The following is a 21,707-nucleotide window of genomic DNA, read 5'->3' as shown; positions in this document are numbered from 1 at the left end:
TCCTGATTGTGAGCAACTGCGCAAAATTCGCACCAGCGCAGTGCGTTCAATGTTCCCAACCCGCTGAATTCCCGCTTATTCCCTCCTGCCGATAAACTGGCACGCCCTGTGCTTAACGTTATGTATACAAGTTGCAGTACAAGTTGCAGCGCCTGCATAACCGTTAAGGGAACCGCCCATGAATAACATCAAACCTGAAGTCGATAAAAAACGCCGCCAGCTGATGAAATGGCTCGCCATCACCGGCGGCGTCTCCACGCTTGGCGGTATGATCCCGACCTCGGTCTTTGCGGCTGATGACGATGAAATCCGCATTGGTTACTGGCCGATTGTCGGCGGTTTACCGTTATATGTGGCGCTGGAGCAGGGCTTTTTTAAAGAAGCCGGACTGAATGTGAAAGGCGTTAAATTCGCCAGCGCACAGCAAATTGTCGAGGGGATGATCACCGGCAGGATCCACGGATGCGCTAACGGCACGGCCACGGGTGCGCTGGGTCTGGGGGCGATCACTTCACCGGATTTGTTCAAAATCATCTGCTCGAATCCGTCCAATCACCAGCTGGTTCTGGATGAATTTCTGGTGCCGCTGAACAGCACAGCGAAAGCGATCAGCGACCTGAAAGGTAAGAAGATCGCCTGTGGTCCGGGGATCCAGAACGTGACGATGGCGAAGATCATTCTGGAGAAAAATGGTTTCACTAATCCTTCAGTGATCGAACTGCCCGTCGGGCAGCACGCGCCTGCGCTGGCCGCCGGGCAAATTGACGGCGTATATACGCTCGAACCGACCGGCACCGTCGGGCGGATGAAAAACCTTTCCCGCACACTGGAAACCGGCGTGATTTCTAAATATGTGCTCGGCAATGCAGACGCGCCCTGGTTCGGCGGCGCAGCGGCGCTGAACTCCAGCTTTATCGCCAGCAAACCGGAAGAAACCAAAAAGTTTATTGCCGCTTATCAGAAAGCGGTGGAATTCATTGCGGCGCATCCTGACAAGGCTCGCGAAAACGTCGCCGGTTACACCAGCATAGAACCGGCGCTGGTGAAAGAGGTGCCGCTGCCGGGCTTTGTGATGTATCCCGATTTAAAAGGCGACAACCTGCAATGGTTCCAGAAATTTTATGACGTCTTTACGGAAAGAAAAATCTTCAGCAAACCGGTGGATGTCGCTTCGCTGATTTATAAAGTATAAGGAGAAACAGGATGACTTCACGCTGGTCTTCAAGGTTACTGCCGCTGGTCGGCCCGGTGCTGCTGTTTTTATTCTGGCAACTGGCCGTCAGCGCAAAATGGCTGAATCCGGTGCTTCTGCCCTCGCCCGTCGAGACAATTGGCTACATGTTCCAGTCATTTTTCGATGCTTCCATGCGTACCGACATCGGCGCAACCCTTTACCGCACGCTGGTATCCTTTGCTTTTGCCGCAGTGATAGGCGTGCCGCTCGGCGTCATTTTAGGCAGCAATGAAAAGGTCTATCGCAGTCTGGAATTTCTGATCGACTTCTTCCGCTCCACGCCGTCATCAGCGCTGATCCCGCTGTTTATGCTGATTTTCGGCATTACCGATGCCAATAAAATTGCCATCGCCGCCTTTGCCGCGGTGCTGGTTATCCTGTTTAACAGCGCGTACGGCGTGATGAATGCCAAGAAAACCCGGCTGATGGCGGCCAGAGTGATGGGGATTTCGCGCTGGCATATTTTCAAAGACATTCTGCTGATGGAAAGCCTGGCGCAAACCTTTGTTGGCCTGCGCACCGGCGTGTCGATTGCGCTGGTGATCGTGATCGTCGCTGAAATGTTTATCGGATCGGAAACCGGCCTCGGCCACCGGATCATCGATGCCCAGCAGGTGTTTAACATCAAAGACATGTACGCCTCGATCCTGATCACCGGCGCGCTGGGTTATCTGCTGAATCTGGCTTTTTTGCTGATCGAGAAAAAAACCGTCCACTGGAGTAGCAAAGCATGACGCAACCTCTCTCGCTGAACCCTGATTATAAAGGCCCGCAGTTGCCGCAGTACGCTACGCGCCCGGATACCCATGTGACGATCCGCGGACTGAGCAAGGCGTTTGCCGGACAGCCGCTGTATACCGATCTCAACCTCGACTTACCGCGTGGAAAGATCGTGTCGATCTTCGGCCCGAACGGCTGCGGTAAATCGACGTTAATGAACATGATCGCCGGGCTGATCCCGGTGGATAAAGGCGACATTCTGTTCGACGGCAAAACGCTGGCGCAGACCACCATCGGTTATGTGTTTCAGAACTACCGCGACGCGCTGTTTCCGTGGATGAGTGCCCGCGCAAATATCGCGTATCCGCTGATCCGACACGGCATGAGCAAAGCGGACGTCAATGCGCGGGTCGAAGAACTGACGCAGATGTTTGATATCCGCTTCGACCTGAAACGCTATCCGTATGAGCTTTCAGGCGGCCAGCAGCAAACCGTGTGCATCATGCGGGCGCTGGCGACGCGTCCGGAAGTGATGTTCCTCGACGAGCCTTTCTCGGCCCTGGATTTCGAGATGACGCTGTTTATCCGCGATAAATTGCAGGAAGTGCAGCTGGCGACCGGCGTCACCATGCTGATTGTGTCACATGATCTCGAGGATGCAGTGTTTCTGGCGGATGAGATTTTACTGCTGACACGGCGACCGACGCAGATTGCGGAAATTGTGCCGTTTGACCTGCCGCGTCCGCGTGGTTCCGAAATCATGAGCCACCCGGAATTCATCCGCGTGAAGGCGCATACGCTGGACGTATTTAAACGGGAGATGGCGCTTTAACTGTGAAGTTATGAGATCAGGGGCGCAAACTCTGCCCCCTGAAAATTGATGAAGAACTTATAACGCAAAACGCGATTGCGGCCAAAGCCAGGCGGCACCGCGCACTCCGCTCGAATCACCGTGTACCGCTTTGAGCATCGGCGTTTCACATTCCCCGCCAAATACCCATTGTTTAACCAGCAGCGGAACGGTCTGATACAAACGATCCACATTACTCATGCCGCCACCGAAGACAATCACGTCCGGATCGAGAATATTTACTACGTTTGCCAGCGCCTTAGCCAGACGACGCTCATAGCGACCCAGCGCCAGTTCCGCCGTTTCATCGCCCTGCTCAACCAGCGCAATAATCTCTGCGCCGTTTAAACGCTGACCGGAATGACGGAAGTAGTCTTCTGCAAAACCGGTGCCGGAGACAAATGTTTCGACGCAGCCTGATTTTCCGCAGTAGCACGGGACTTCGCGGGCAAACTGGATTTCCTCCTCATCCTGCCACGGCAGCGGATTGTGGCCCCACTCACCTGCGTTGCCATTGCCGCCCGCGTGCGCCACGCCGTTAAGCGCAATGCCGGAACCGCAGCCGGTGCCGATAATCACGGCGAATACGGTGTGACGGCCTGCGCCTGCACCGTCGGTGGCTTCGGAAACCGCCAGGCAATTGGCGTCGTTTGCAATATGCACTTCGCGTTTGAGCAAAAGCGCCAGATCCTCATCCAGTTGCTGGCCGTTCAGCCAGACCGAATTGGCATTCTTCACTTTGCCGGTAAATGGCGATAACGTGCCGGGGATCCCCAGCCCCACGCTGCCGCGCTGTCCGGTGCCTTTCTCGGCGTCCAGCACCAGCCCTTCAATCGCCTTGAGTGTGCGCTCGTAGTCATTTCTCGGCGTATCGACCCGTTTGCGAAACAGCTCTTTGCCTTCATCCGATAACGCAATGACTTCTATTTTTGTGCCGCCTAAATCAATGCCAATTCGCACGTTTTATTCTCCTTTTTATGTCCTGCAGGGTCAGTTTTTCTGAGTCTGTTCAGTTTAGAAGCCAGTGGCCTCTGTCACCAGAATAAGCTGTTATGCAATGTTACAGGCCACGGCGATTTCTTAACGACGACCGGCGCTCAATTGGTTATCATGCCGCCCTGCATTCATTTATTCAGCGTACCACGAGTGCGCCGGGACAGGGATAACGCCATGTTATGGTTTAAGAATTTGTTGGTTTACCGTTTGAGCCGTGAAGTTTCGTTATCTGCTGACGAAATGGAAAAACAGCTCAGTGCTTTCACCTTTACCCCGTGCGGCAGCCAGGATATGGCGAAAACCGGCTGGGTTTCACCGATGGGTTCTCACGGTGGCGACGCGCTGACTCACGTCAACGGCGGGCAGATCCTGATCTGCGCACGCAAAGAAGAAAAAATTCTGCCTTCTCCGGTTATCAAACAGGAGTTACAGGCCAAAATTGATCAGCTCGAAGGCGAACAGCACCGCAAGCTGAAAAAGACCGAAAAAGATTCCCTGAAAGATGAAGTGCTGCACAGCCTGATGCCGCGCGCATTCAGCCGCTTCAGCCAGACGTTCATGTGGATTGATACCGTTAACGGCCTGATCATGGTCGATGCTGCCAGCGCCAAGAAAGCCGAAGATATGCTGGCGCTGCTGCGTAAAAGCCTCGGTTCGCTGCCGGTGGTGCCGCTGACCATGGAAAGCCCGATCGAGCTGACGCTGACCGAATGGGTACGTTCAGGCGAAACACCTGCCGGTTTCACCTTACAGGATGAAGCAGAGCTGAAAGCGATTCTGGAAGAAGGCGGCGTGATCCGCTGTAAAAAACAGGCGCTTGTCAGTGACGAAATCGCCACGCATATCGAAAATGGCAAACTGGTCACCAAGCTGGCCGTTGACTGGCAGGAACGTATCGCCGTGGTACTGGCCGACGACGGCAGCATTAAACGCCTGAAATTCAGCGACGTTATTCGTGATCAAAATGAAGACATCGACCGCGAAGATTTCGCCGGACGTTTCGATGCTGATTTCGTGCTGATGACCGGTGAACTGGCGGCGCTGATCCAGAACCTGATCGAAGCATTGGGCGGCGAAGCACAACGCTAAGACCGGATGCAGAACGTAAAAAAGGCGCTCATGAGCGCCTTTTTGTTTGTACTGTGTCTGAATATATTATTTGGTCAGGTATTTACACAAGTACGAAGTCGTTTCGCCGACCTGTAAGTTGAATTCACTTTTACCTGGAATATAGAAAGTTTCGCCTGGCTTAAACACCTGCCAGTCCGGAGATCCCGGGATCAGCACTTTAAGTGAGCCGCTGATGACGGTCATTTCTTCCGGCTTTGCAGTACCGAACGTGTATTCACCGACGGCCATCACGCCAACGCTGGCTGAACCCGTACTTTCGCTGTCGAAACCAATCGACTTCACTTTCCCGTCAAAATACTCATTATTTTTCAACATAGATTGGCCCTTTGCGATAATTTTCAGAGCCTTCATATTAGGGGCAGAAAGCGTCTTCTGTCACTGATTATTACCGCTTTATCTGCACCAGACGACACCGCCCGCAAAGCGGCGTCACTGATTTGATTTTACGGTCACACAGTGCCATTGTGGATAGCTGTTTGCCCCGTCCGTCACATCCTCAGACCACCAGCTCCGCCGCCAGTTTTGCCATCAAGACATTCGATAACACCACCGGAATATTCAGATGCTTTTTCAGCACATCCTCGTGATGCCGGTTAAAGCCGATGCAGTCGAGCACCACCACTTCCGCCCCCTGTTCAGCCAGACGCATCGCGGCTTCCGTCAGGGTCTGGTCATCAGAAAGATACGGGCTGGCGACCGCAAAACACGGCACTTTGGCTAATTTGCGCCACTTGTTGGCCTGTTCAACCACCTGGGATTCTACCGGTACCACAATGCCTGCGCGGTGCTGGCCGATAATCGAGCTAATCAGTGGCGGGATAATGCGGTCAGGTTCGAGAAGCAGGGCATTATTCGCGTGCAGATGGTTAAACTCGCCGGTACACAGCAGCAGAATGGTCATGCAACCCAGCGCTTCGAGCACATCAATCTTTTCCTGTAAGCCTCGCTCTACGCGCGGCGCGGCAAGCTTTACTTGCGAACCATCCAGCAAACGGGTGACCAGCACCGCGTCGCCTTCGGCAGGCGCATAGCGCTGCTCAATTTGCCCGGTGCTTAACCCGTCCAGTAAGCCAACATGCGTGACTGACCCGGCTGGCAGATGCGCCATCAGCAGCGGCATAATATCGCTGCGTGGCGCCTGTCCGATGGTTAACGTTGCAAAGGATGTCATCATGGTGTTACTTCCGGTTTTGCAGGTGGCGCAAGCTTCCGTACAGCGACAACAGGAGTTGATATTCATCGGCATCAAAGAACTGACAGGTGCCGCGGCCAAACTCTTTCGCGACTTCAACGGCGAACTTCGCCGCCAGTGCGATATCCACTTCATGACTTGCGCCGGTGCCACAACCGGGCACCACAGATTCCGCTGTAATCGCCACACCGACAACCGGCACGCTGGTCGCCGTTGACGGTTGCAGAATGCTGTTCAGGTGATGCACACCATTGCCGTAAGGCGTGATGTCCTGCGTGGTGATCGGGAAAGTGACTGCCGGTTTGCCGCTGGTCATTTCCATGATGCGCAGTAAATCTTCGGAAACACGCAGGATGTACCCCTCTTTCACCGTCGGCGAAATCGCGAATCCCTTGTGATTGATAATGCGGTTGCCTTTGGTGGTGTCGATAGAAAGTATCGCGTCCACGCCTTCAACCACTTCGTTATCATTCATGGTCACGTCATCAATCGGCGAATCCATAAAATCAACCGGATCGTGCGGACGGGTCGGCGCGTTCGGGCAAATGTGCGTCGTGATAATCACATCGCCTTCCAGCACATCGCCCTTGCGCTGCATGTCGGCCAGCTTCAGTGCGCTGGTGACGGCGGCAATGGCACCGTCGGCATCGGATACCAGCCCGATACGCGTCGGACGCGCACCGATGCCGCCCAGACGACCAATAATTCCGAGCGTGGGCGCAGTGCCGCCGCTGCTCTTACCTTTGCTGCCTGGCACGGTGATGCGGACAAAATCGGTACCGCCTTTCGGGCCCTCCGCACGGTGTGTACTGGCGGTGATCCCCGGATAACGGGTGAATAAGTCCACAATGTCCTGGCCGCTGACATGTGCACTGTCAATCAGTTCGAATACGGTTAATGTCTGTTGCAAACTCATCACAAAATCCTCTTAAAACCCCGCACCGGCGCATAAGGCGCAGTGGCAAAACGGTCGCGGGCGCTGTTCATCGTGGAACAGTCGGTGTGTCGTGCTGGCTGATTAAGCCCTGGTGTTGGTGCGGTACTCACTACTTTTTGGTGCTGAAAACCGAGGTGAAGAAGCTGTAAAGTGCGTCACCGGCAATAAATCCTGCCGCCAGCACTTCCATTGGCGTACGCCCTTTTTCACCCCAGATTCGAATAATGATAATGCGCAGCACGATGCCGCAGACGACTGCCCAACCGGCCATCACGCTGTTGATCAGCAAACCGGTGGCGAGCAGTACGCCGAGCTGGCGTTTCGGGCCGCCAATCAGCTGTATTAATGCGCCCGGAATGGCCCAGATAAGCAAACTGTGCGCAATCCCAGGCTGTGCGCCGGCCTGAATGGTTTTGGCATAAACCCGCGCAACTGGCGGCACTAAATCCTGCGCGAAATAGCCGTAATGGGCGTACCAGACCACAGGAATGGCGATAATAAAGGCCAGCAACGCGGCGAATAACTGGATGCGGCGGCCATAAAGTTCAGCCTGCAAATCTTTGCCATAGCCGCGCAGAATGAATCCGGCTTTCAGGTCGAAGCCCATATCGGCGAACGCCGGACCGGTAGCAGCGGTAAAGCCGGTCAGCACGCACAGCGCCAGTGGCGGGAAGCCAATCAGGATGCCGATAATCAACGTGATCAGCGCCACGGCAAAGGCCGGGAACCAGCCAGAATGCATCGCGGCAATTCCGACAATCAGCTCATGGAAGAACGCGGCAAAGGCGGCATAAATCACGAAGGCAATCAGCATGCTGACTGACATTTCGCTGTACAATCCGCCCCCTAGTGCCAGCAGTGCGGCAATGGCGATATAACCGAATGCGCCCAGCCCGAGTGCTTTGCGCACTTCTTTCGCTGGTTGGGTAAAAGTGGTTTTGGCGTCGGCGTTTTTAGCACGCACCACCTGAATCACCTGCAGCAGCGACACCAGCCCGGCACCGACCATCATGCCGTGCGGAATATACATCGCATTAAGATCTAAACCGGCAAGCGGCTGGGCATAAGCGCGGATAAGCAAACCGATGCCAAACATGCTCAGCGCCCAGATATTGCCGATAAACGCCGTGCCGAACGCCGCCATAGGAATCTTAAGCATCGCGCCAGCCAGCCCGACCACCACACCGGCGACCAGCAACCACGCCTGGCGCCCGCCATTATCACCGGCTTTGATGGCTTCAGCGGCAGCGACGCCCGGTGGCCACGCATTACTGGCCGGGAACACTTTGGTATCAAACAGACGATAAAGCAGGTAGGCATCGAGCAACATCGCCACCGCTACGCCGGTAAACATCGGCATAATCAGTTGCGGCTGGCCCATGACATAAGGGATGGCGATCGGCATCAGCAGGCTGTTTGCCGCACCAAAGGTCGCGGAAGAAATCACAGTCTGCGCCAGATTCTGCGTGTGAACAGAACGGTAGCGCTGAAAAGCCTGCATCGGGATGCGCGCCAGTAACATGGCAAACAGCGCACCGATAATCGACGTATTAGGCGTCACGCCCAATGTGGTAATCAGCTGAACTCCGATGATTGCGCCCAAAACAGACAGCAGGATCATCACGATGAGAGTGCCAATATCCTTTAGCGGATTTTCCTTATTATTTTTAGCAGGTTGATCTGACATAAGGCCCCTGGTGTTGGCAAATATAGAAAACTGCGATTTTCCGGGTCCGTTATTAGTCATTACTTTCGCGGTTAATTACCGCTCTGGTAAATGCCAATACTCATCACCCAATTTTTCGGCGAGTTGCCGGGTTACGGCAATCAGCCCTTCCCTGATCCCTTCCGGAATTTCTTTTCCCTGCGCGGGGGAAGGAAAAGATAAACACAACCCCACGAGTTCATTGCGATGCTTATTAAAAATGCTGGTCGCTAACGTACTTATTCCCAGCAGCGTTTCATTGTTGGCAAAAGACACGCCGGTCAGTCGCACTTCAGCCAGGCGAGATAACAAAACGTCCAGACTTTTCGGTGCATTCACAGAATGCGCTTCGTAATGACCGCTAAAACGCTGACGGACCTCTTCATCGGAATAACGCGATAAAATGGCCCGGCCAATCGCCGTTTCATGCGCGGGCAAAAGGCTTCCCGCCGGAGTGACCACTTGCAAATAGGTTCTGCCGGGGAACATACGCATCACCATAATGTCACGCCCTTCCAGCATCGAGATGTAACCGGTACATTGCGTATGCTGACTGAGTTGCGTCATATAAGGCGACGCCAAATCCACCAGCGGCGCCGATAAATAATGGCTTGAGACGGCCAGTAATAACTTTCCAATCTGATAAAGACGGCTGTCCGGATCACGCTCCAGCAACCCTTGCGTTTCCATGGTCATTAGCAAACGCGATACCGTGCTTTTAGGTAATTTTAAATTTTCGACGACATCACTGAATGACAAACCGGGATGTCCCTGTCGGACCCCCTTTTTGGAAAATAACTTCAGCACTGCTGCTGCATTTTCTAAAGTAGTCATAAGGAGGCAGTTCCGGTATATGGAACAGGGTTCCTGTTAAGTTAAATAAAAACTAAAGCTGATACGTGTCAGCGTCAAGCCGTTTATTTTTCACGCACAAGAAGACAGATAAATGAATATGCTTAAAGAAATTCCTAAAGCCATTCAATTCACAGAAAGAGAGGTTGAATGCCGAGTAATAATGAGGTGACGGACGTAAAACTCAGCAGATAATTTTGATTAAATATTGCGCAAAATATAGAGTGCAATAGAGGCTTCAACAAGAATGATCGTCACTGACCATATCGCGGGCATCGCTTTCGCATGCTGGCTGAAGAAGTGTTTCAGGGATTTCATCATGGGTTCCGTTGCAGAAGTGGACGTAAAAATTAATAACCTGAGTGATTACTTTACGCCTGCACATCACTGCGTACAATACTTAAACACCCGTGACATTCATCACAAAAATGGCCCGTTTAATTTACACCTTCCGCCACTTCAGGATTTTGGGGCATAAAAAAACGAGCCACATGGGCTCGTCTTCAGAGAGGGTGACAGAGGATTTAACGCGCGACCGGCAGTGCCAGCGCATCGAGTATTGCATTCACCACACCCGCAGGATCCAGCGTTCCGTCCACCACATGATGCGCAGCCTGCTGATAAAGGGCTTCGCGCTCATTCAGGACTTCCATCATTTCTTCGGTAATCGGTTTACCCGTCAGCGTAGGTCGCTGATCTTCCAGCGGGGCATCTTCCAGACGGTTAGCCAGCGTTGAAGCCGGCGAACGCAGATAGATAACCGTTCCGGCATCACGCATGAAATCGCGGTTTTCCTGCGCCAGCACCACGCCGCCACCGGTCGCAATCACCGTGAAGGGCGCGCAAATCGCTTTCAGCGTCTCAGTCTCACGGCGGCGGAAACCTTCCCAGCCTTCACGCTCAACGATGTCCGCCACGCTCAGGCCAGAGGTGCGCAGCAATGTCAGATCGGTATCGACAAATTTATAGCCCAGTGCTTTCGCCAGAGCGCTGCCGACCGTCGTCTTACCCGCACCGCGCGCGCCTACCATGAAAATGGGTTGTGTCATTACCGCTATCCTTTATTCCCCGGGAGCCGTTAGCCCGCCTGATGAAAATCCATCATCAATATGAAGTGTAAACATCAAAAGTGGTCATTGTACTGGCCTGAAAATGTACTCGCCAGATAGTACAACAAAAAAGCCTCACTGGCAGATTTTTATCACCTGCCGGTGAAGCTTCTGTAGCGTTTTATTTACGCTATGGTGCTCATCATACTGAAAAATCCTTGTTCCGCAAAGGCCTGCGGGCAGCTTTGCGACCCAGCTTCCATAAGTAACTGTATCAGCGAGGTTTACAGATATACACCAGCGCCGGGGGAAAATTCTTCACCACCCGAATTTTTTTCCAGGTGAAGTAGCGTGACAGTAACTTCTCTGAGAGATGGCTGTACTGGAACAAAACAAGTACCCCGTCCTTTTCTTTCAACTGCTGGCGGGTGGCCTGCAAAATCCGGATGCTGGTTCGCACTGGCATCGACAGCAGCGGTAAACAAGAGAATACAGCGTCGTACTGCGTACTCATATGCTCAGCAGAATGCGCCATCACCTGCAAACGGGGATCATCCATCTGGTTTAGCTTGCGGACAAACGCAGGCTGAATTTCAAATGCCTCGAGTTTCGCGTCAGCACGCATCCGGCTGAGAATGCGGCGGGTCAGCACCCCGTCGGCTGCACCCAGTTCAGCTATCTCCAGCGACGTCGCCCAGTCAATCTGGCTAAGCATCGCATGGCACAACCACGGGGATGACGGCATCAGCGTCCCCATCGTTCTTGGTGAAGTAATAAAATTCTGTAAATAGAAAAATTGGTTCTGAATCGAGACCCCAGTGTTCTTGATTGTCATTCTTGCGGCATTCAGCATATTAACTCCTCCTGAGGACATAGACCCTTATATAACGCAAAAATTCTTAAGAAATGATTAATAAGAGAAATTATTATCAAAAAGAATAGGATAAATTAAAACACATGGGATGATTCTCAAAAGAGGCTATAAATGATGGTAATAAAAAGGCCAATGTCAGATGACATTGGCCTTCTCGCTACAGGAAATAACGTTAATCAAATTTTATAAAAAAGGCTTTCTATAAAAGCTGAGTTTATTTATACAACTCAACGCTTGCACGGTTCAGGCTTGAATCGCCCGGCGTACCCTGGCCGATGACGCGGTAGTGTGTTGCACCTTTGTCGCTGGCGACCTGGTTCAGCTGGTCACGCATGCTGCCCGGGACGGTATTAGGTGCGCTCACTGAAACAACACCCAGGGACTGGAAATTACCACTTTGCGCCTGCATTTCTGAAATTGGCGTAGCAGCAAGAGCAGAGAATGAAGCAACGGTAATAGCAACAGCTGTGATTGCAGGTAAGAGTTTCATAATACGCACCTTTCTTTCGTTAGTTTAGTTAATTAATGGAGCGGAAGTTATCCGTTGAGTTAATTATCTGCGAAGCAATGAAAGGCGACGTAATCGAACGTAAAGAAATTTAACCTTTGTGGTAAAAATGAGGAGAGAATGCAAAGAAATATTTCTGCCGGTATAACTGCTGGAAAAACGAGGATATTTAATGGAGAAACTATGGAGAGATTTCAAAGTTATTTAAGAACGGGACAACATTCGCACAAATCGACGCCGCTATGCAATCACTGATATGATTATTTTTTATGAATTTTCTGTTGCTGTGATCTGATGCAAGGTCAGAACAGCAGAGTTCAGGCTCCGCGCGTGCGGAAAGCCTTTGCACAATGAAAAAGGGAGTGTTTATGGCGGGTGGAAGTCTTCTGGCATTGATCGATGATATTGCATCGATTCTTGATGATGTCGCGGCGATGAGTAAAGTCGCCGCTAAAAAAACAGCCAGCGTGTTGGGCGACGATCTGGCGCTGAACGCACAGCAGGTTACCGGAGTAAAAGCCGACCGGGAATTACCGATCGTCTGGGCTGTCGCAAAAGGTTCCATGATCAATAAAGCGATTCTGGTTCCTCTGGCGTTACTGATCAGCGCCTTTATTCCCTGGGCGATAACACCTTTACTGATGATTGGCGGCGCCTATCTGTGTTACGAGGGTTTCGAAAAAGTCGCCCACAAATTCATGCCCGGTGACCATCATGAAGAAGAAAAACCGGCGTCGGCTGAGTTAAAAAATGAAGCCGATGCTAAAAAGCTGGAAAAAGAAAAGGTCAAAGGTGCCGTTCGCACTGACTTTATTCTCTCTGCTGAAATCATTGTGATCTCACTGGGGATTGTGTCATCAGCACCTTTCCTTAATCAGGTCACTGTGATGGTGCTGATTGCCGTGGCAATGACTATCGGTGTGTATGGCCTGGTCGGGGCTATTGTGAAAATTGACGACGCCGGTTTGTACCTGAGCAAGCTGAACGGCGAAAGCGGCATGATGAATGCTGTACGCGCCTTCGGACGCGGCATTGTGAATCTCGCGCCCTGGCTGATGAAGATACTGTCGGTTGTTGGCACTATCGCGATGTTCCTGGTCGGCGGCAGCATTATCAGCCATGGTTTACCGTTCATGCACAGCCTGATTGAACCGCTGACACACGGCCATGAGAGTTGGGTTAATACGCTGATTACCGGCGCGACAGATTTGGTCGTTGGTCTGGTGGTGGGTGCCGCGGTACTGGCGCTGGTACTGCTGGGCAAGAAAATGTTTGGTAAGAAGTAAGAAGACAACTTCACGCCCTCCGTTCACCGGAGGGCGCATCACGCCGCAATTCTTTAGTTTTTCGACGCGACCAGCATCATAATATCGCTGGTAAATGAGCCGTCAGTTTGGATCTCAAAGTGTTTTATCACATCCTCGGACATCACTTTTTGCAGCTCTCGGATAGCGACGGCGAAATGTTCCGGCGTGCGCATACGCGCTATCCAGCTGGTGAATTCCAGCGGCAGGCGGTCGGTGGTGACTTCGCGGGCAATCAGACCGGCTTCTGAAGCCATGTTCAGCCATTCACCTGGGGAATAGTTGCGGACATGAGAAGTATCGCGCAGCACTTCAATCGTTTGCAGATAAATATCCAGCAACGGGTGCCCCGGCGATACTACATCCATCATGATGAACTTTCCGCCCGGTTTCAGCACACGCGCCACTTCACGCAGCGCCTGCCCGACATCATGCCAGTGGTGTGCCGAATAACGGCTGATAATGATATCCGCGCTGCTGTTGTCAAACGGCAGTGACTCCGCAACGCCCTGCTGCACCGTAATGTTATTCAGCTCTTTATCTTTTGCCGCCTGCGCCACGACGTCCAGCATCTGCGCCGACAAATCGTAGGCAACCACATTTTTAACGACCCGTGCAGCCACAAAACTGGCGTGCCCCGCGCCACATCCCAGATCAATCACATGCGCATCCGGAAAAGGTGCCAGCAGCGTCGCCAGACGTTGCAGATCCGCGCCCTGTGAGTGAACGGCACTGGTCAGATAATCTTTTGCCTGCGAGCCAAACTGCTTATCAACGGCCTGAGTATGGGTGTTTTTCATGTTCATCATTGCTCCTGTCTGTCTTGTTTTTTTATTGATTTATTAGGGAAGAACGCGGTTTCAAATGACCTCAAAATCACTATAGGCATTGTTTTATACGGGTACAATATGAGCATTTATACTGGTATAAGTAGGTTCCTGTCTAAGAGCTCAAGTTTAAGAGGATGTCATGATTGATATCGCAGAGTCGCTCAGTGGCCCCAGGGCGCTGGGAACCTTTTTACGCACACACCGCGAACGGGTGACGCCGGAAATGGTGGGTTTGCCAGGCTCACCCCGTCGCAGAACCAGCGGGCTGAGGCGTGAGGAGCTGGCACAAATCAGCGGTATCAGCGCAACCTGGTATACGTGGATTGAACAGGGACGCGATGTGTCGATTTCAGCCGCCACGCTTGACCGGCTGGCGAAATCGCTGCGTATGGAGCCTGCCGCACGCGAGTATTTATTCAGCCTCGCATCGGTGAAAGACCCTGAAGCGTTGCCGTCTTCCGCCGCGCCGGACGCGGGCCTGAAAGATTACGTCAATCAGCTGACCTGCCCCGGTTATCTGCTCGACAGTTGCTGGAATGTGCTGGCGTGGAATCCGCAGGCGGGTGTGCTCTTCAGCGGCTGGCTGGGCGTGGATGAAAATCCTAATTTACTGGATTTTATGTTTCTGCATCCGCTGGCGCGCCAGCTGGTGACAAACTGGCCGGAACGCGCCAAACGCGTGGTGGCAGAATTTCGGGCCGAAACCAGCCACTACCCTCACTCCGAAGCGGTCCGCCAGTCGGTCCTCCGGTTACGGGAACGCAGTGCCGAATTCAGCCAGTGGTGGACACAACAGGAAGTGCTGGCGCGCGAAGGTGGCGAGCGGCGCTTTAACCATCCGCTGAGCGGTGAAATACGCTACCGGCAGCAGACATTTTTTCCGGCGGGATATGCCGAATGCAAGCTGGTGATGTTACTGCCGGAAGAGTAAAGCGGTTAGCAGACAGCCTGCTGTTTTTTCTGGCTTATTTTTTCTGGCAAAACGGGCATTTTCGCCAATTGACAGACGGATACATGATATGTGAGGCTGACTTATTGGTCTCCTCAATAACAGGATAACGCCCATGCTGACACGCCAGATTTATCAGGATGAAGAAATAGAAATCCGCGTGGCTACGGAGCTGGAAGCCATCACCCACTTTGCCGCCGTTCAGGCCTCGGTGGCTGAAATTGGTGCCTGGGAAAGCTGGTGTACCGATAAATATTCCCCTGATGACAGCCGCAAATATCTCACCGACAGTGAGCAAAAGCGTCATCGCGGGGCAGAATTCAATTTCTGTGTTTTTGAACGCTCCGGCGGAAATCTGATTGGCAGCGTGGGCATCAACCGCATCGTTCAGGAATATAAGTTTTCCAATCTTGGCTATTGGATCCGCACCGGTTATACCGGCCGGGGACTGGCAACGCTGGCGGTCAGAGCCGCAGCGCGTTTTGCGTTTACCGAACTGGAGCTGACCCGTCTGGAAATCGTCGTGATGGACGGCAATGAGAGCAGCCGCAGGGTGGCAGAAAAAGCGGGCGCGACGTCCGAAGGTCTGCACCGCAACCGGCTTTATTATCACGGTCAGCCGCGTGACGCCTGGATGTATTCGTTGATCCCGGGCGATCTCTGAGGCTGGTTTCACAAAAAAGATAAGGCAACAGAACATGACTTTTTCTACCCATACCGTTTCTACACAATGGCTGGCAAAAAATCTGAACTCACCGGATGTCGTCATTATCGATTGTCGTAAATCCAAACCGGGCATTACACCGCCGGTGGATTTTCATGGCAAATATCTTGAAGCGCACATTCCCAACGCAATTTATGTGGAAGTCGACAGCATTTCTGACTGCACCACCGGTCTGCCGCATATGATGCCGACCGCAGAAGAATTCGCTGCCTCGATGAGCCGTTTGGGCGTTGCGGATACGCAAACCATCGTGCTGTATGATGAGGGCGATCTGTTCTCCGCGCCCCGCGTGTGGTGGATGCTGACCAGCTTCGGCGCGAAAAGCGTACGCGTGCTGGATGGCGGCCTCAATGCGTGGATTGCTGAAGGGAAACCCACACAAAGCGGCGAGCACATCCGCGTCCCGACCACCTTTAACGCTAAACTGGTGCGTCCGGTCGTCGTCAGTGCGGATCAGGTAAAAGACGCGCTCGGCAAGGTACAGATTATCGACGCCCGTTCTCTGGCGCGTTTTAAAGCCGAAGCGCCGGAACCGCGTCCGGGCCTGCATGGCGGCCATATTCCGGGCAGCCTCAGCGTTCCGTTTACCGAGCTGACACAAGACGGGCATCTGAAATCGCCATCTGAGCTGAAAGCGACGTTCGAACGGCTGGGCGTTGATCTGAATAAACCGGTGATCACCAGTTGTGGTTCCGGTGTGACCGCAGCGGCGCTGGCGTTCGGACTGGATTCTCTGGGTGTTAAAGATGTGCAGCTTTACGACGGTTCATGGGCTGAATGGGGCGATGTGAACGAAGATTTCCCTATCGAAACGCACTGATTTATCGCTACGCAGAAATTATTACCGGGCGCTCAGGCCCGGTTTTTTTATGCAATATTTCAGAGCGTTATGACGTTGTCAGTTCGCGGACGCCAAACTCCTGAGCAATATTTTTCATCAATGAAATGACGCTATAGGCCTGACGCGGCACTTCACTAAACTCTTCAATCAGCAGCGGTTTAGCGACCGGCTCATGCGCGATTTCATGCAATGCCTGACGCAAAATAGACAAATGTTCCGGAGACGTTTGTGACGAAGTGATCAGCGGCAAACCCGGCACGGCCGCCGTCTGGCCAATAATCACCAGACCGCTGAGCGCTGACGGCTCGTGGCGGTGCAACAGCGCCAGCGTCACGCAGTCGATCGCCGCCAGATCTGCCCGGTTTTGCTGAACATAATGCAGGGATTCACGATGGCTGCCGGTTGCGGTGGCCTGAGAGAAAAATTTTCCGGCCTGCGCCAGGGGTGCCACCAGCGCCCGCAGGCTGTTGTATCCGGACTGAGAATCGGTGCTGTTGAACGCCAGCCGCCGGTGACGAAAATCAGGCAAATGCAGTTTTGCATCGTCATCACGCGCCAGCAAAAAACTGCGGTAACGATATCCGTCACAGCCCGGCGCGCGGTAACTGAAAGTGCCGACCAATTGAACATCCGGCAGGCTTTCTACCAGCGGAAAACCACAGGTCTGGCTGAGCAGCAGATCCGGCTGCTGCCAGTGAGTGAATAAATCCTGCGGCCAGCTCAGCGATTGCGGTGTGGCAATCAGACCTGCGCGCTTCAGTTTTTCCCGCAGAACATCGGCAAAAGCTTCCACGTCTGGTACAGAAACAGCATACATCGGTAAAGACATCAGCATCATCCGGCCACTCCGTCAGGGGGTTTCCTGCTGATAATCATAGTCGCTGCGCGCGGTTTGCACCGGCTCACCAGTGCTGGCAAACGGATGCGCTTCTACACAAACCGGTTTCTGCGAGTGTTGCCTGAACCACTGCCGGTAACCTTTCACCACAAACCCCTCGCTGCGCGCAATATAAGCTCTGCGTTCAGCAAAATACACCTGACGCAGTGCGAACCACGGCACGCCGGGCAAATCGTGATGTACCAGATGATAATTGAGATTAAGGAACAGCAGCCGCCAGATAAAACCGGCCTCATTAAGGGTTGAGCGTGCCTGTGGCGAATGTTCGGCGCGATGTTCATAAAAAGAACGGACTTTAGTCAGGCTCAGCGCCGGATAGCTCACCGCCAGAATGAAATACCCGGCAGACAGGCCGTGCAGCGACATCCAGTACAACAAACCTGTCAGCAAAACCCCGTGGAAACCCCACATGCCGACTGTGCGCCAGTCACCGCGCAATAACGCTGTCAGCGTGCCGGTCTGCGTGGCGGAAATATCCAGCAGTGGCCCGATCAGCATCCGTCCCGGCAGTGTGTTACGCAGACGAACAACAGCTTTCATCAGCGGCGACAAGCTTTCCCAGCTGGCGCGGCTGAAATAATACGCCTCGGGGTCATCGCCCGGCAGCGTCAGATGTTCATTGCGATGATGCTGTAAATGCGTGTCGCGGTATAAACCATAGGGATACCAGACCGCCAGCGGCAGCGTGCCGAGCAGCTGATTCAGCCAGGGTTTACGGGTCGGGTGCCCGTGAATGAGTTCGTGTTGCAGCGACATATACCAGGCCGTGAACCAGATAAGCGCAGGCGTGGCAATCCACGGACCGAGATCTTCCCAGAAATAGACCAGCGCAAACCAGCCGCTGTAAACCGTGGCGATCAGTGTCCAGGTGGGGATTTCCAACCGCCACCAGAAACGGGCGGAGCGGGAAGCAATCTCTGCCCGCTGACGGGCGCTGAGGTAAAACGAAGAGGACGCCATAATGTGCCAGAGTGAGGAAACTTTGGCACATTATCTGGCTGAGGAAAGCCGCCGCTAACTAACTTAAAACGCTATCTATTGCCAGTTAGCGGCTTAAGGCATCAGCCCTGTAAATCCTTTTGCACGGCCTGATTAAATTGCTCCATCGGGCAGAAACCTTGCTTATCAACGGTACAACCTTCGATTTGCAGCGTGACGCGTTCAGGTGGATTTTTCAGGCTCAGCGCTACATTGTTGCGCAGCTGACGGGCGGTCGGATATACATACTCGATTTTCATCAGGTCTTTATCGGTCTTTTTATCGTGCCAGCGCTGGAAGACTACTGTCCCGTTGATTGGCGTACGTTCGTACTGACCCGGCAGCTGGTAATCCTGGGTTTTCAGTGCCGCAAGCAGTGACGCGATATTGGAATCATGCCCGACCAGCACCGCCAGTTTTGCCTGCTGCGCCGCTTTCTGATCGGCGGTCGTTGCCAGTTTCGGATCCAGCACACCGGAAATAAAGGTCAGCAACGGTTTAGCCGCGTTGGCAGCAATCGCCGGCGAGCCGAACAGCGTTTCGTGATAAAGATTTTTGATATCCTCCAGTTTCTTCCACTGCTCCGGCGTCGTTATTTTCCCCCACGCCACGTCTTTCATCGGGTAACCTTCGTAGTATTGCAGCATAAACGCATCCGCCGCACCGGTCGCCATACGCAGCGGCCCCGTAATACCCGGTTCTTTACCCTGCGTCAGCACGACTTCTGATGGCTGCGAAGCCAGATCGCACTGCTGTTTTTCTTTGCAGATTTTACTGTTTTTATAATCGAGGATACTTTCCAGCAGCTGGTAGTTCGGCTTGAGGCGCTGATTCAGCCCTGCCATACCGCCATCCCCGGCATGCTGGTTAACCGAATTCAGCGCGTTGGTTTTGAAAGTATCGTTCACATCAGCGGTGATAATCGGATTGAACACCGGATCCATTTTGCCGATTTCTACGCGATTAATAACTGAAACGTCGCAGCCCGGGAAAGCACCGGTGGAGAAATGTTTTGCGGTATCAATGGTGCGCGGCAAGCTGTTGGCATAAGTAAAGACCTGCGCACTTTCCGGGCAGCCGGTTGCAGGCAGCAATTTATCTTTTGCCAGCCATGCGCGGAAGTACTGGCCCATATGTTCAGAATTCTGACCACCTTTCGGCGTCAGCAACCCACCTTCAGTTTTCCACACCGGCCAGGTGTGCGTCGTGGATTCGGCGAGCACGTCACCGTAATTGACCAGCGGCGCACGGATACCGTGACGGCTGAGCACCAGGACTTGCTGGAGTTGTAAATTATCAGACTGAGCCGCCTGAGCGGCAGGAAGCGAGAGTGGCAAAACGCAGGCAAGTGCAGATAACGCAAGATAACGGGATGCTTTTTTCACGAGTGATCCTCTTGATGAAGTGTTTTACAGATTCCCTGAAAACAAAAAATCACCGCAGAACCCAACAGATTGATTCTTGCGGTGAATTTTTAGCATAGTGGAATATTCATCAAAATTGGGGGATCAGGTTCACAACCTGTGCCCGGACTTTGTTCAGTCACAAAACTCATTCATAAAGAAAGCGCTTCAGAACTGATACCGCAGCCAGGCAAAGAAAACGTTGCCGTTATTGTAGGTTCCCGGAATATACGTCGCCTGAAAGGTCAGTTTGTTATAGCCGATGGAAGCCAGCGGTAACACGATCGGAATAGGAATATAGTTATAGTCGTCACGCGCCGTCACCGCCGCGGTATAACCTAAACCTAACCGAAATTTTTTATCTTCTGCAGGTGTCCATATTTTTTCCCAGCCATAACCGCCGATCGGTTCCCATTTATTATGGGAATCTTTAAACGCCATAAAATAAATGCCGTTCCAGTTACCTTTTTCATCGTAGCGGGAAATACCATAACCCCCGCCCCACGGACGTTCATTATAACGATCGGTTTTCTCTTTATCGTATGTCAGACGGTTATGCCAGGTGATGACCGGCAGATACAGATCCTGTGAATCAGAATCATTCCATGTCGTTGAGACTTTATCCGTAAAGTCTGACCACACGTTCGCAGCCAGCGATTTATACTGGATGGTATCCGGATCGCTGACCGGATTAATGCCGCTGTTATTTGCCCACACGGATGAGCTCATACCCAGCGTTAGTGTCATACCTGCACAACCGATTACTTTCTTAATCATCATATCTGTAATAGCTCCCTGCGTCAGGAGAGTATCATAGACAAATAATGTCTTTATAAACTAAACAAAGAAGTAACAAAAAACGTCGGTTTATTCAATTTCATGAATTTAAAGTCTTTCCGTAATTCATTATAGGAATTATCCCTAAAATAGTTAGGGTCTGTTTAGGCAATTAATTTACTTAAAAAACCTACCAATAAGAATAAACCGAAAAACATAACGGGGATTTTCTTAATACTTTCCCCTCACCTTACTCAGACTCAGACGATTAAAACTGAAAACGGAACCAGCCGAACAGGACGTTCCCTTTGCTGTTGTTTCCCGGCACGTAGGTTGTCTGGAACGTCAGCCTTGAATAGCCTGCTGATACCAGCGGCAGCACCATGGGAAAAGGAATGTAATCATAATTGTCACGGGCTGAAACGGCAGTAATGTACCCTGCCCCTAAGCGGAATTCTTTATCATCAAGCGGCTGCCATATCTTTTCATAAGCGTAACCGGCAACAGGCTCCCATTTATTAAAGGAATCTTTAAAGGCCATCGCATAAATGCCGTGCCAGTTTCCTTTCTCATCATAACGCGAAATACCGTAACCTCCGCCCCACGGATGTTCGTTATATCCTTCGATTTGTTTTTTGCTGTGTGTATGCCGGTTATGACGAGTTAATACCGGAAGAAAGAGATCTTGCTGCTGCGGTGTATTCCACGTTTCAGCAATATTATTGGTGAATGAATCCCATAAGCCTTCATTATTTTCCTGCGAGGAAACATTCTCTACCGTTGAATTACCAGGATGATCCTGTGCCTGCACGTTAAGGGATATTAATAATGAAAGCATAAAAATTGGGCAAGCGAGTGCTGCACGAATATTCGCGAAAATGATATTTTTCATTGGCGTATAAGCCCTGTTGAGTTGACCTGGGCATTATATGACGATGATTACATATAAATAGTT

The 21,707-nt window shown here is 52.3% G+C and carries 23 protein-coding genes; 8 read left to right on the top strand and 15 right to left on the bottom strand.

Annotation, left to right across the window (positions count from 1 at the left end; translation table 11 throughout):
* The first annotated feature begins 178 nt into the window (after window positions 1–178).
* From CKQ54_RS08545 to CKQ54_RS08535, 3 genes are read left to right on the top strand one after another with little or no spacing between them, the layout of a single operon-like run.
* Entirely contained in the window at window positions 179–1,192 is a 1,014-nt protein-coding gene (locus CKQ54_RS08545) for an ABC transporter substrate-binding protein (RefSeq protein WP_120160830.1), read from the top strand.
* Between the two features lie 11 nt (window positions 1,193–1,203).
* Window positions 1,204–1,968 carry an ABC transporter permease gene (locus CKQ54_RS08540; protein WP_120160832.1) on the top strand — a complete coding sequence of 255 codons (765 nt, stop codon included), beginning with the start codon at window positions 1,204–1,206 and terminating at the stop codon, window positions 1,966–1,968.
* Entirely contained in the window at window positions 1,965–2,786 is an 822-nt protein-coding gene (locus tag CKQ54_RS08535) for an ABC transporter ATP-binding protein (protein WP_232829820.1), read from the top strand. Before CKQ54_RS08540 ends, CKQ54_RS08535 begins: the two co-directional genes overlap by 4 nt.
* A 57-nt stretch (window positions 2,787–2,843) precedes the next feature.
* On the opposite strand, the gene mak is transcribed toward CKQ54_RS08535, so the two are convergent.
* On the bottom strand, window positions 2,844–3,764 hold the full coding sequence (gene mak / locus CKQ54_RS08530; protein WP_113876166.1) for a fructokinase: 921 nt from the start codon (window positions 3,762–3,764) through the stop codon (window positions 2,844–2,846).
* Window positions 3,765–3,974: 210 nt separating this feature from the next.
* On the opposite strand from mak, the gene rdgC reads away from it, so the two are divergent.
* Complete coding sequence (gene rdgC, locus CKQ54_RS08525) at window positions 3,975–4,889, top strand: recombination-associated protein RdgC (RefSeq protein WP_112287473.1); 915 nt, start codon at window positions 3,975–3,977, stop codon at window positions 4,887–4,889.
* A 66-nt stretch (window positions 4,890–4,955) separates the two neighbouring features.
* On the opposite strand, the gene ppnP is transcribed toward rdgC, so the two are convergent.
* The 8 genes from ppnP to CKQ54_RS08485 all read right to left on the bottom strand — a co-directional run bounded on the left by ppnP (window position 4,956) and on the right by CKQ54_RS08485 (window position 12,030).
* Complete coding sequence (gene ppnP / locus CKQ54_RS08520) at window positions 4,956–5,246, bottom strand: pyrimidine/purine nucleoside phosphorylase (RefSeq protein WP_013576688.1); 291 nt, start codon at window positions 5,244–5,246, stop codon at window positions 4,956–4,958.
* A gap of 181 nt (window positions 5,247–5,427) precedes the next feature.
* A complete protein-coding gene (locus CKQ54_RS08515; RefSeq protein WP_120160834.1) occupies window positions 5,428–6,105 on the bottom strand; it encodes an AroM family protein in 678 nt (225 codons plus the stop codon).
* Between the two features lie 4 nt (window positions 6,106–6,109).
* Entirely contained in the window at window positions 6,110–7,039 is a 930-nt protein-coding gene (locus tag CKQ54_RS08510; protein ID WP_120160836.1) for a DUF1177 domain-containing protein, read from the bottom strand.
* A gap of 130 nt (window positions 7,040–7,169) precedes the next feature.
* Window positions 7,170–8,747: an OPT/YSL family transporter gene (locus tag CKQ54_RS08505; RefSeq protein ID WP_113876169.1), complete on the bottom strand. Its 1,578-nt coding sequence runs from the start codon at window positions 8,745–8,747 to the stop codon at window positions 7,170–7,172.
* A 75-nt stretch (window positions 8,748–8,822) separates the two neighbouring features.
* Window positions 8,823–9,599 (bottom strand): IclR family transcriptional regulator, encoded by a 777-nt coding sequence (locus tag CKQ54_RS08500; protein WP_120160838.1) that lies wholly within the window; start codon window positions 9,597–9,599, stop codon window positions 8,823–8,825.
* Window positions 9,600–10,141: 542 nt separating this feature from the next.
* The gene (aroL, locus tag CKQ54_RS08495) at window positions 10,142–10,666 is read right to left on the bottom strand and encodes a shikimate kinase AroL (protein WP_113876171.1); all 525 of its coding nucleotides are present in this window, start codon (window positions 10,664–10,666) and stop codon (window positions 10,142–10,144) included.
* A gap of 274 nt (window positions 10,667–10,940) precedes the next feature.
* Window positions 10,941–11,519, bottom strand: a complete 579-nt coding sequence (locus tag CKQ54_RS08490; protein WP_112288210.1) for a class I SAM-dependent methyltransferase — start codon at window positions 11,517–11,519, stop codon at window positions 10,941–10,943.
* Window positions 11,520–11,754: 235 nt separating this feature from the next.
* On the bottom strand, window positions 11,755–12,030 hold the full coding sequence (locus tag CKQ54_RS08485) for a YdgH/BhsA/McbA family protein (protein WP_112288209.1): 276 nt from the start codon (window positions 12,028–12,030) through the stop codon (window positions 11,755–11,757).
* A 386-nt stretch (window positions 12,031–12,416) separates the two neighbouring features.
* Here CKQ54_RS08485 and CKQ54_RS08480 point away from each other — a divergent pair, with 386 nt between their 5' ends.
* A complete protein-coding gene (locus CKQ54_RS08480) occupies window positions 12,417–13,334 on the top strand; it encodes a DUF808 domain-containing protein (protein WP_120160840.1) in 918 nt (305 codons plus the stop codon).
* 53 nt (window positions 13,335–13,387) lie between these two features.
* On the opposite strand, the gene CKQ54_RS08475 is transcribed toward CKQ54_RS08480, so the two are convergent.
* A complete protein-coding gene (locus CKQ54_RS08475; protein WP_120160842.1) occupies window positions 13,388–14,158 on the bottom strand; it encodes a class I SAM-dependent methyltransferase in 771 nt (256 codons plus the stop codon).
* Window positions 14,159–14,321: 163 nt separating this feature from the next.
* Here CKQ54_RS08475 and CKQ54_RS08470 point away from each other — a divergent pair, with 163 nt between their 5' ends.
* The 3 genes from CKQ54_RS08470 (at window position 14,322) to sseA (ending at window position 16,675) form a co-directional block, all read left to right on the top strand.
* Complete coding sequence (locus tag CKQ54_RS08470) at window positions 14,322–15,113, top strand: helix-turn-helix transcriptional regulator (RefSeq protein ID WP_120160844.1); 792 nt, start codon at window positions 14,322–14,324, stop codon at window positions 15,111–15,113.
* 133 nt (window positions 15,114–15,246) lie between these two features.
* Window positions 15,247–15,795, top strand: a complete 549-nt coding sequence (locus CKQ54_RS08465; RefSeq protein ID WP_120160846.1) for a GNAT family N-acetyltransferase — start codon at window positions 15,247–15,249, stop codon at window positions 15,793–15,795.
* A 34-nt stretch (window positions 15,796–15,829) separates the two neighbouring features.
* Entirely contained in the window at window positions 15,830–16,675 is an 846-nt protein-coding gene (gene sseA, locus CKQ54_RS08460) for a 3-mercaptopyruvate sulfurtransferase (RefSeq protein ID WP_120160848.1), read from the top strand.
* Between the two features lie 67 nt (window positions 16,676–16,742).
* On the opposite strand, the gene CKQ54_RS08455 is transcribed toward sseA, so the two are convergent.
* The 5 genes from CKQ54_RS08455 to pagP (CKQ54_RS08435) all read right to left on the bottom strand — a co-directional run bounded on the left by CKQ54_RS08455 (window position 16,743) and on the right by pagP (CKQ54_RS08435) (window position 21,644).
* On the bottom strand, window positions 16,743–17,534 hold the full coding sequence (locus CKQ54_RS08455; RefSeq protein ID WP_120160850.1) for a phosphate/phosphite/phosphonate ABC transporter substrate-binding protein: 792 nt from the start codon (window positions 17,532–17,534) through the stop codon (window positions 16,743–16,745).
* A gap of 12 nt (window positions 17,535–17,546) precedes the next feature.
* Window positions 17,547–18,554: a fatty acid desaturase gene (locus tag CKQ54_RS08450; protein ID WP_120160852.1), complete on the bottom strand. Its 1,008-nt coding sequence runs from the start codon at window positions 18,552–18,554 to the stop codon at window positions 17,547–17,549.
* Between the two features lie 101 nt (window positions 18,555–18,655).
* A complete protein-coding gene (agp, locus tag CKQ54_RS08445; protein WP_120160854.1) occupies window positions 18,656–19,957 on the bottom strand; it encodes a bifunctional glucose-1-phosphatase/inositol phosphatase in 1,302 nt (433 codons plus the stop codon).
* Between the two features lie 186 nt (window positions 19,958–20,143).
* Complete coding sequence (gene pagP, locus CKQ54_RS08440) at window positions 20,144–20,755, bottom strand: lipid IV(A) palmitoyltransferase PagP (protein ID WP_120160855.1); 612 nt, start codon at window positions 20,753–20,755, stop codon at window positions 20,144–20,146.
* Window positions 20,756–21,020: 265 nt separating this feature from the next.
* Complete coding sequence (gene pagP / locus CKQ54_RS08435; RefSeq protein WP_120160857.1) at window positions 21,021–21,644, bottom strand: lipid IV(A) palmitoyltransferase PagP; 624 nt, start codon at window positions 21,642–21,644, stop codon at window positions 21,021–21,023.
* Window positions 21,645–21,707: the final 63 nt, after the last annotated feature.

The sequence above is a fragment of the Rahnella variigena genome, from assembly GCF_003610915.1.
GTDB lineage: Bacteria > Pseudomonadota > Gammaproteobacteria > Enterobacterales > Enterobacteriaceae > Rahnella > Rahnella variigena.
This window is presented reverse-complemented; position numbering and strand designations above follow the sequence as displayed.

Excerpts from the sequence above, each read along its gene's own strand:
- ppnP (WP_013576688.1), bottom strand. The coding sequence starts at position 5,246 with ATGTTGAAAAATAATGAGTATTTTGACGGGAAAGTGAAGTCGATTGGT.
- CKQ54_RS08465 (WP_120160846.1), top strand. The coding sequence starts at position 15,247 with ATGCTGACACGCCAGATTTATCAGGATGAAGAAATAGAAATCCGCGTG.
- CKQ54_RS08505 (WP_113876169.1), bottom strand. The coding sequence starts at position 8,747 with ATGTCAGATCAACCTGCTAAAAATAATAAGGAAAATCCGCTAAAGGAT.
- pagP (WP_120160857.1), bottom strand. The coding sequence starts at position 21,644 with ATGAAAAATATCATTTTCGCGAATATTCGTGCAGCACTCGCTTGCCCA.
- pagP (WP_120160855.1), bottom strand. The coding sequence starts at position 20,755 with ATGATGATTAAGAAAGTAATCGGTTGTGCAGGTATGACACTAACGCTG.
- CKQ54_RS08485 (WP_112288209.1), bottom strand. The coding sequence starts at position 12,030 with ATGAAACTCTTACCTGCAATCACAGCTGTTGCTATTACCGTTGCTTCA.
- rdgC (WP_112287473.1), top strand. The coding sequence starts at position 3,975 with ATGTTATGGTTTAAGAATTTGTTGGTTTACCGTTTGAGCCGTGAAGTT.
- sseA (WP_120160848.1), top strand. The coding sequence starts at position 15,830 with ATGACTTTTTCTACCCATACCGTTTCTACACAATGGCTGGCAAAAAAT.
- CKQ54_RS08470 (WP_120160844.1), top strand. The coding sequence starts at position 14,322 with ATGATTGATATCGCAGAGTCGCTCAGTGGCCCCAGGGCGCTGGGAACC.
- CKQ54_RS08455 (WP_120160850.1), bottom strand. The coding sequence starts at position 17,534 with ATGATGCTGATGTCTTTACCGATGTATGCTGTTTCTGTACCAGACGTG.
- CKQ54_RS08545 (WP_120160830.1), top strand. The coding sequence starts at position 179 with ATGAATAACATCAAACCTGAAGTCGATAAAAAACGCCGCCAGCTGATG.
- CKQ54_RS08475 (WP_120160842.1), bottom strand. The coding sequence starts at position 14,158 with ATGAACATGAAAAACACCCATACTCAGGCCGTTGATAAGCAGTTTGGC.
- CKQ54_RS08490 (WP_112288210.1), bottom strand. The coding sequence starts at position 11,519 with ATGCTGAATGCCGCAAGAATGACAATCAAGAACACTGGGGTCTCGATT.
- CKQ54_RS08480 (WP_120160840.1), top strand. The coding sequence starts at position 12,417 with ATGGCGGGTGGAAGTCTTCTGGCATTGATCGATGATATTGCATCGATT.
- CKQ54_RS08510 (WP_120160836.1), bottom strand. The coding sequence starts at position 7,039 with ATGAGTTTGCAACAGACATTAACCGTATTCGAACTGATTGACAGTGCA.
- CKQ54_RS08535 (WP_232829820.1), top strand. The coding sequence starts at position 1,965 with ATGACGCAACCTCTCTCGCTGAACCCTGATTATAAAGGCCCGCAGTTG.
- aroL (WP_113876171.1), bottom strand. The coding sequence starts at position 10,666 with ATGACACAACCCATTTTCATGGTAGGCGCGCGCGGTGCGGGTAAGACG.
- CKQ54_RS08540 (WP_120160832.1), top strand. The coding sequence starts at position 1,204 with ATGACTTCACGCTGGTCTTCAAGGTTACTGCCGCTGGTCGGCCCGGTG.
- CKQ54_RS08515 (WP_120160834.1), bottom strand. The coding sequence starts at position 6,105 with ATGATGACATCCTTTGCAACGTTAACCATCGGACAGGCGCCACGCAGC.
- CKQ54_RS08500 (WP_120160838.1), bottom strand. The coding sequence starts at position 9,599 with ATGACTACTTTAGAAAATGCAGCAGCAGTGCTGAAGTTATTTTCCAAA.
- CKQ54_RS08450 (WP_120160852.1), bottom strand. The coding sequence starts at position 18,554 with ATGGCGTCCTCTTCGTTTTACCTCAGCGCCCGTCAGCGGGCAGAGATT.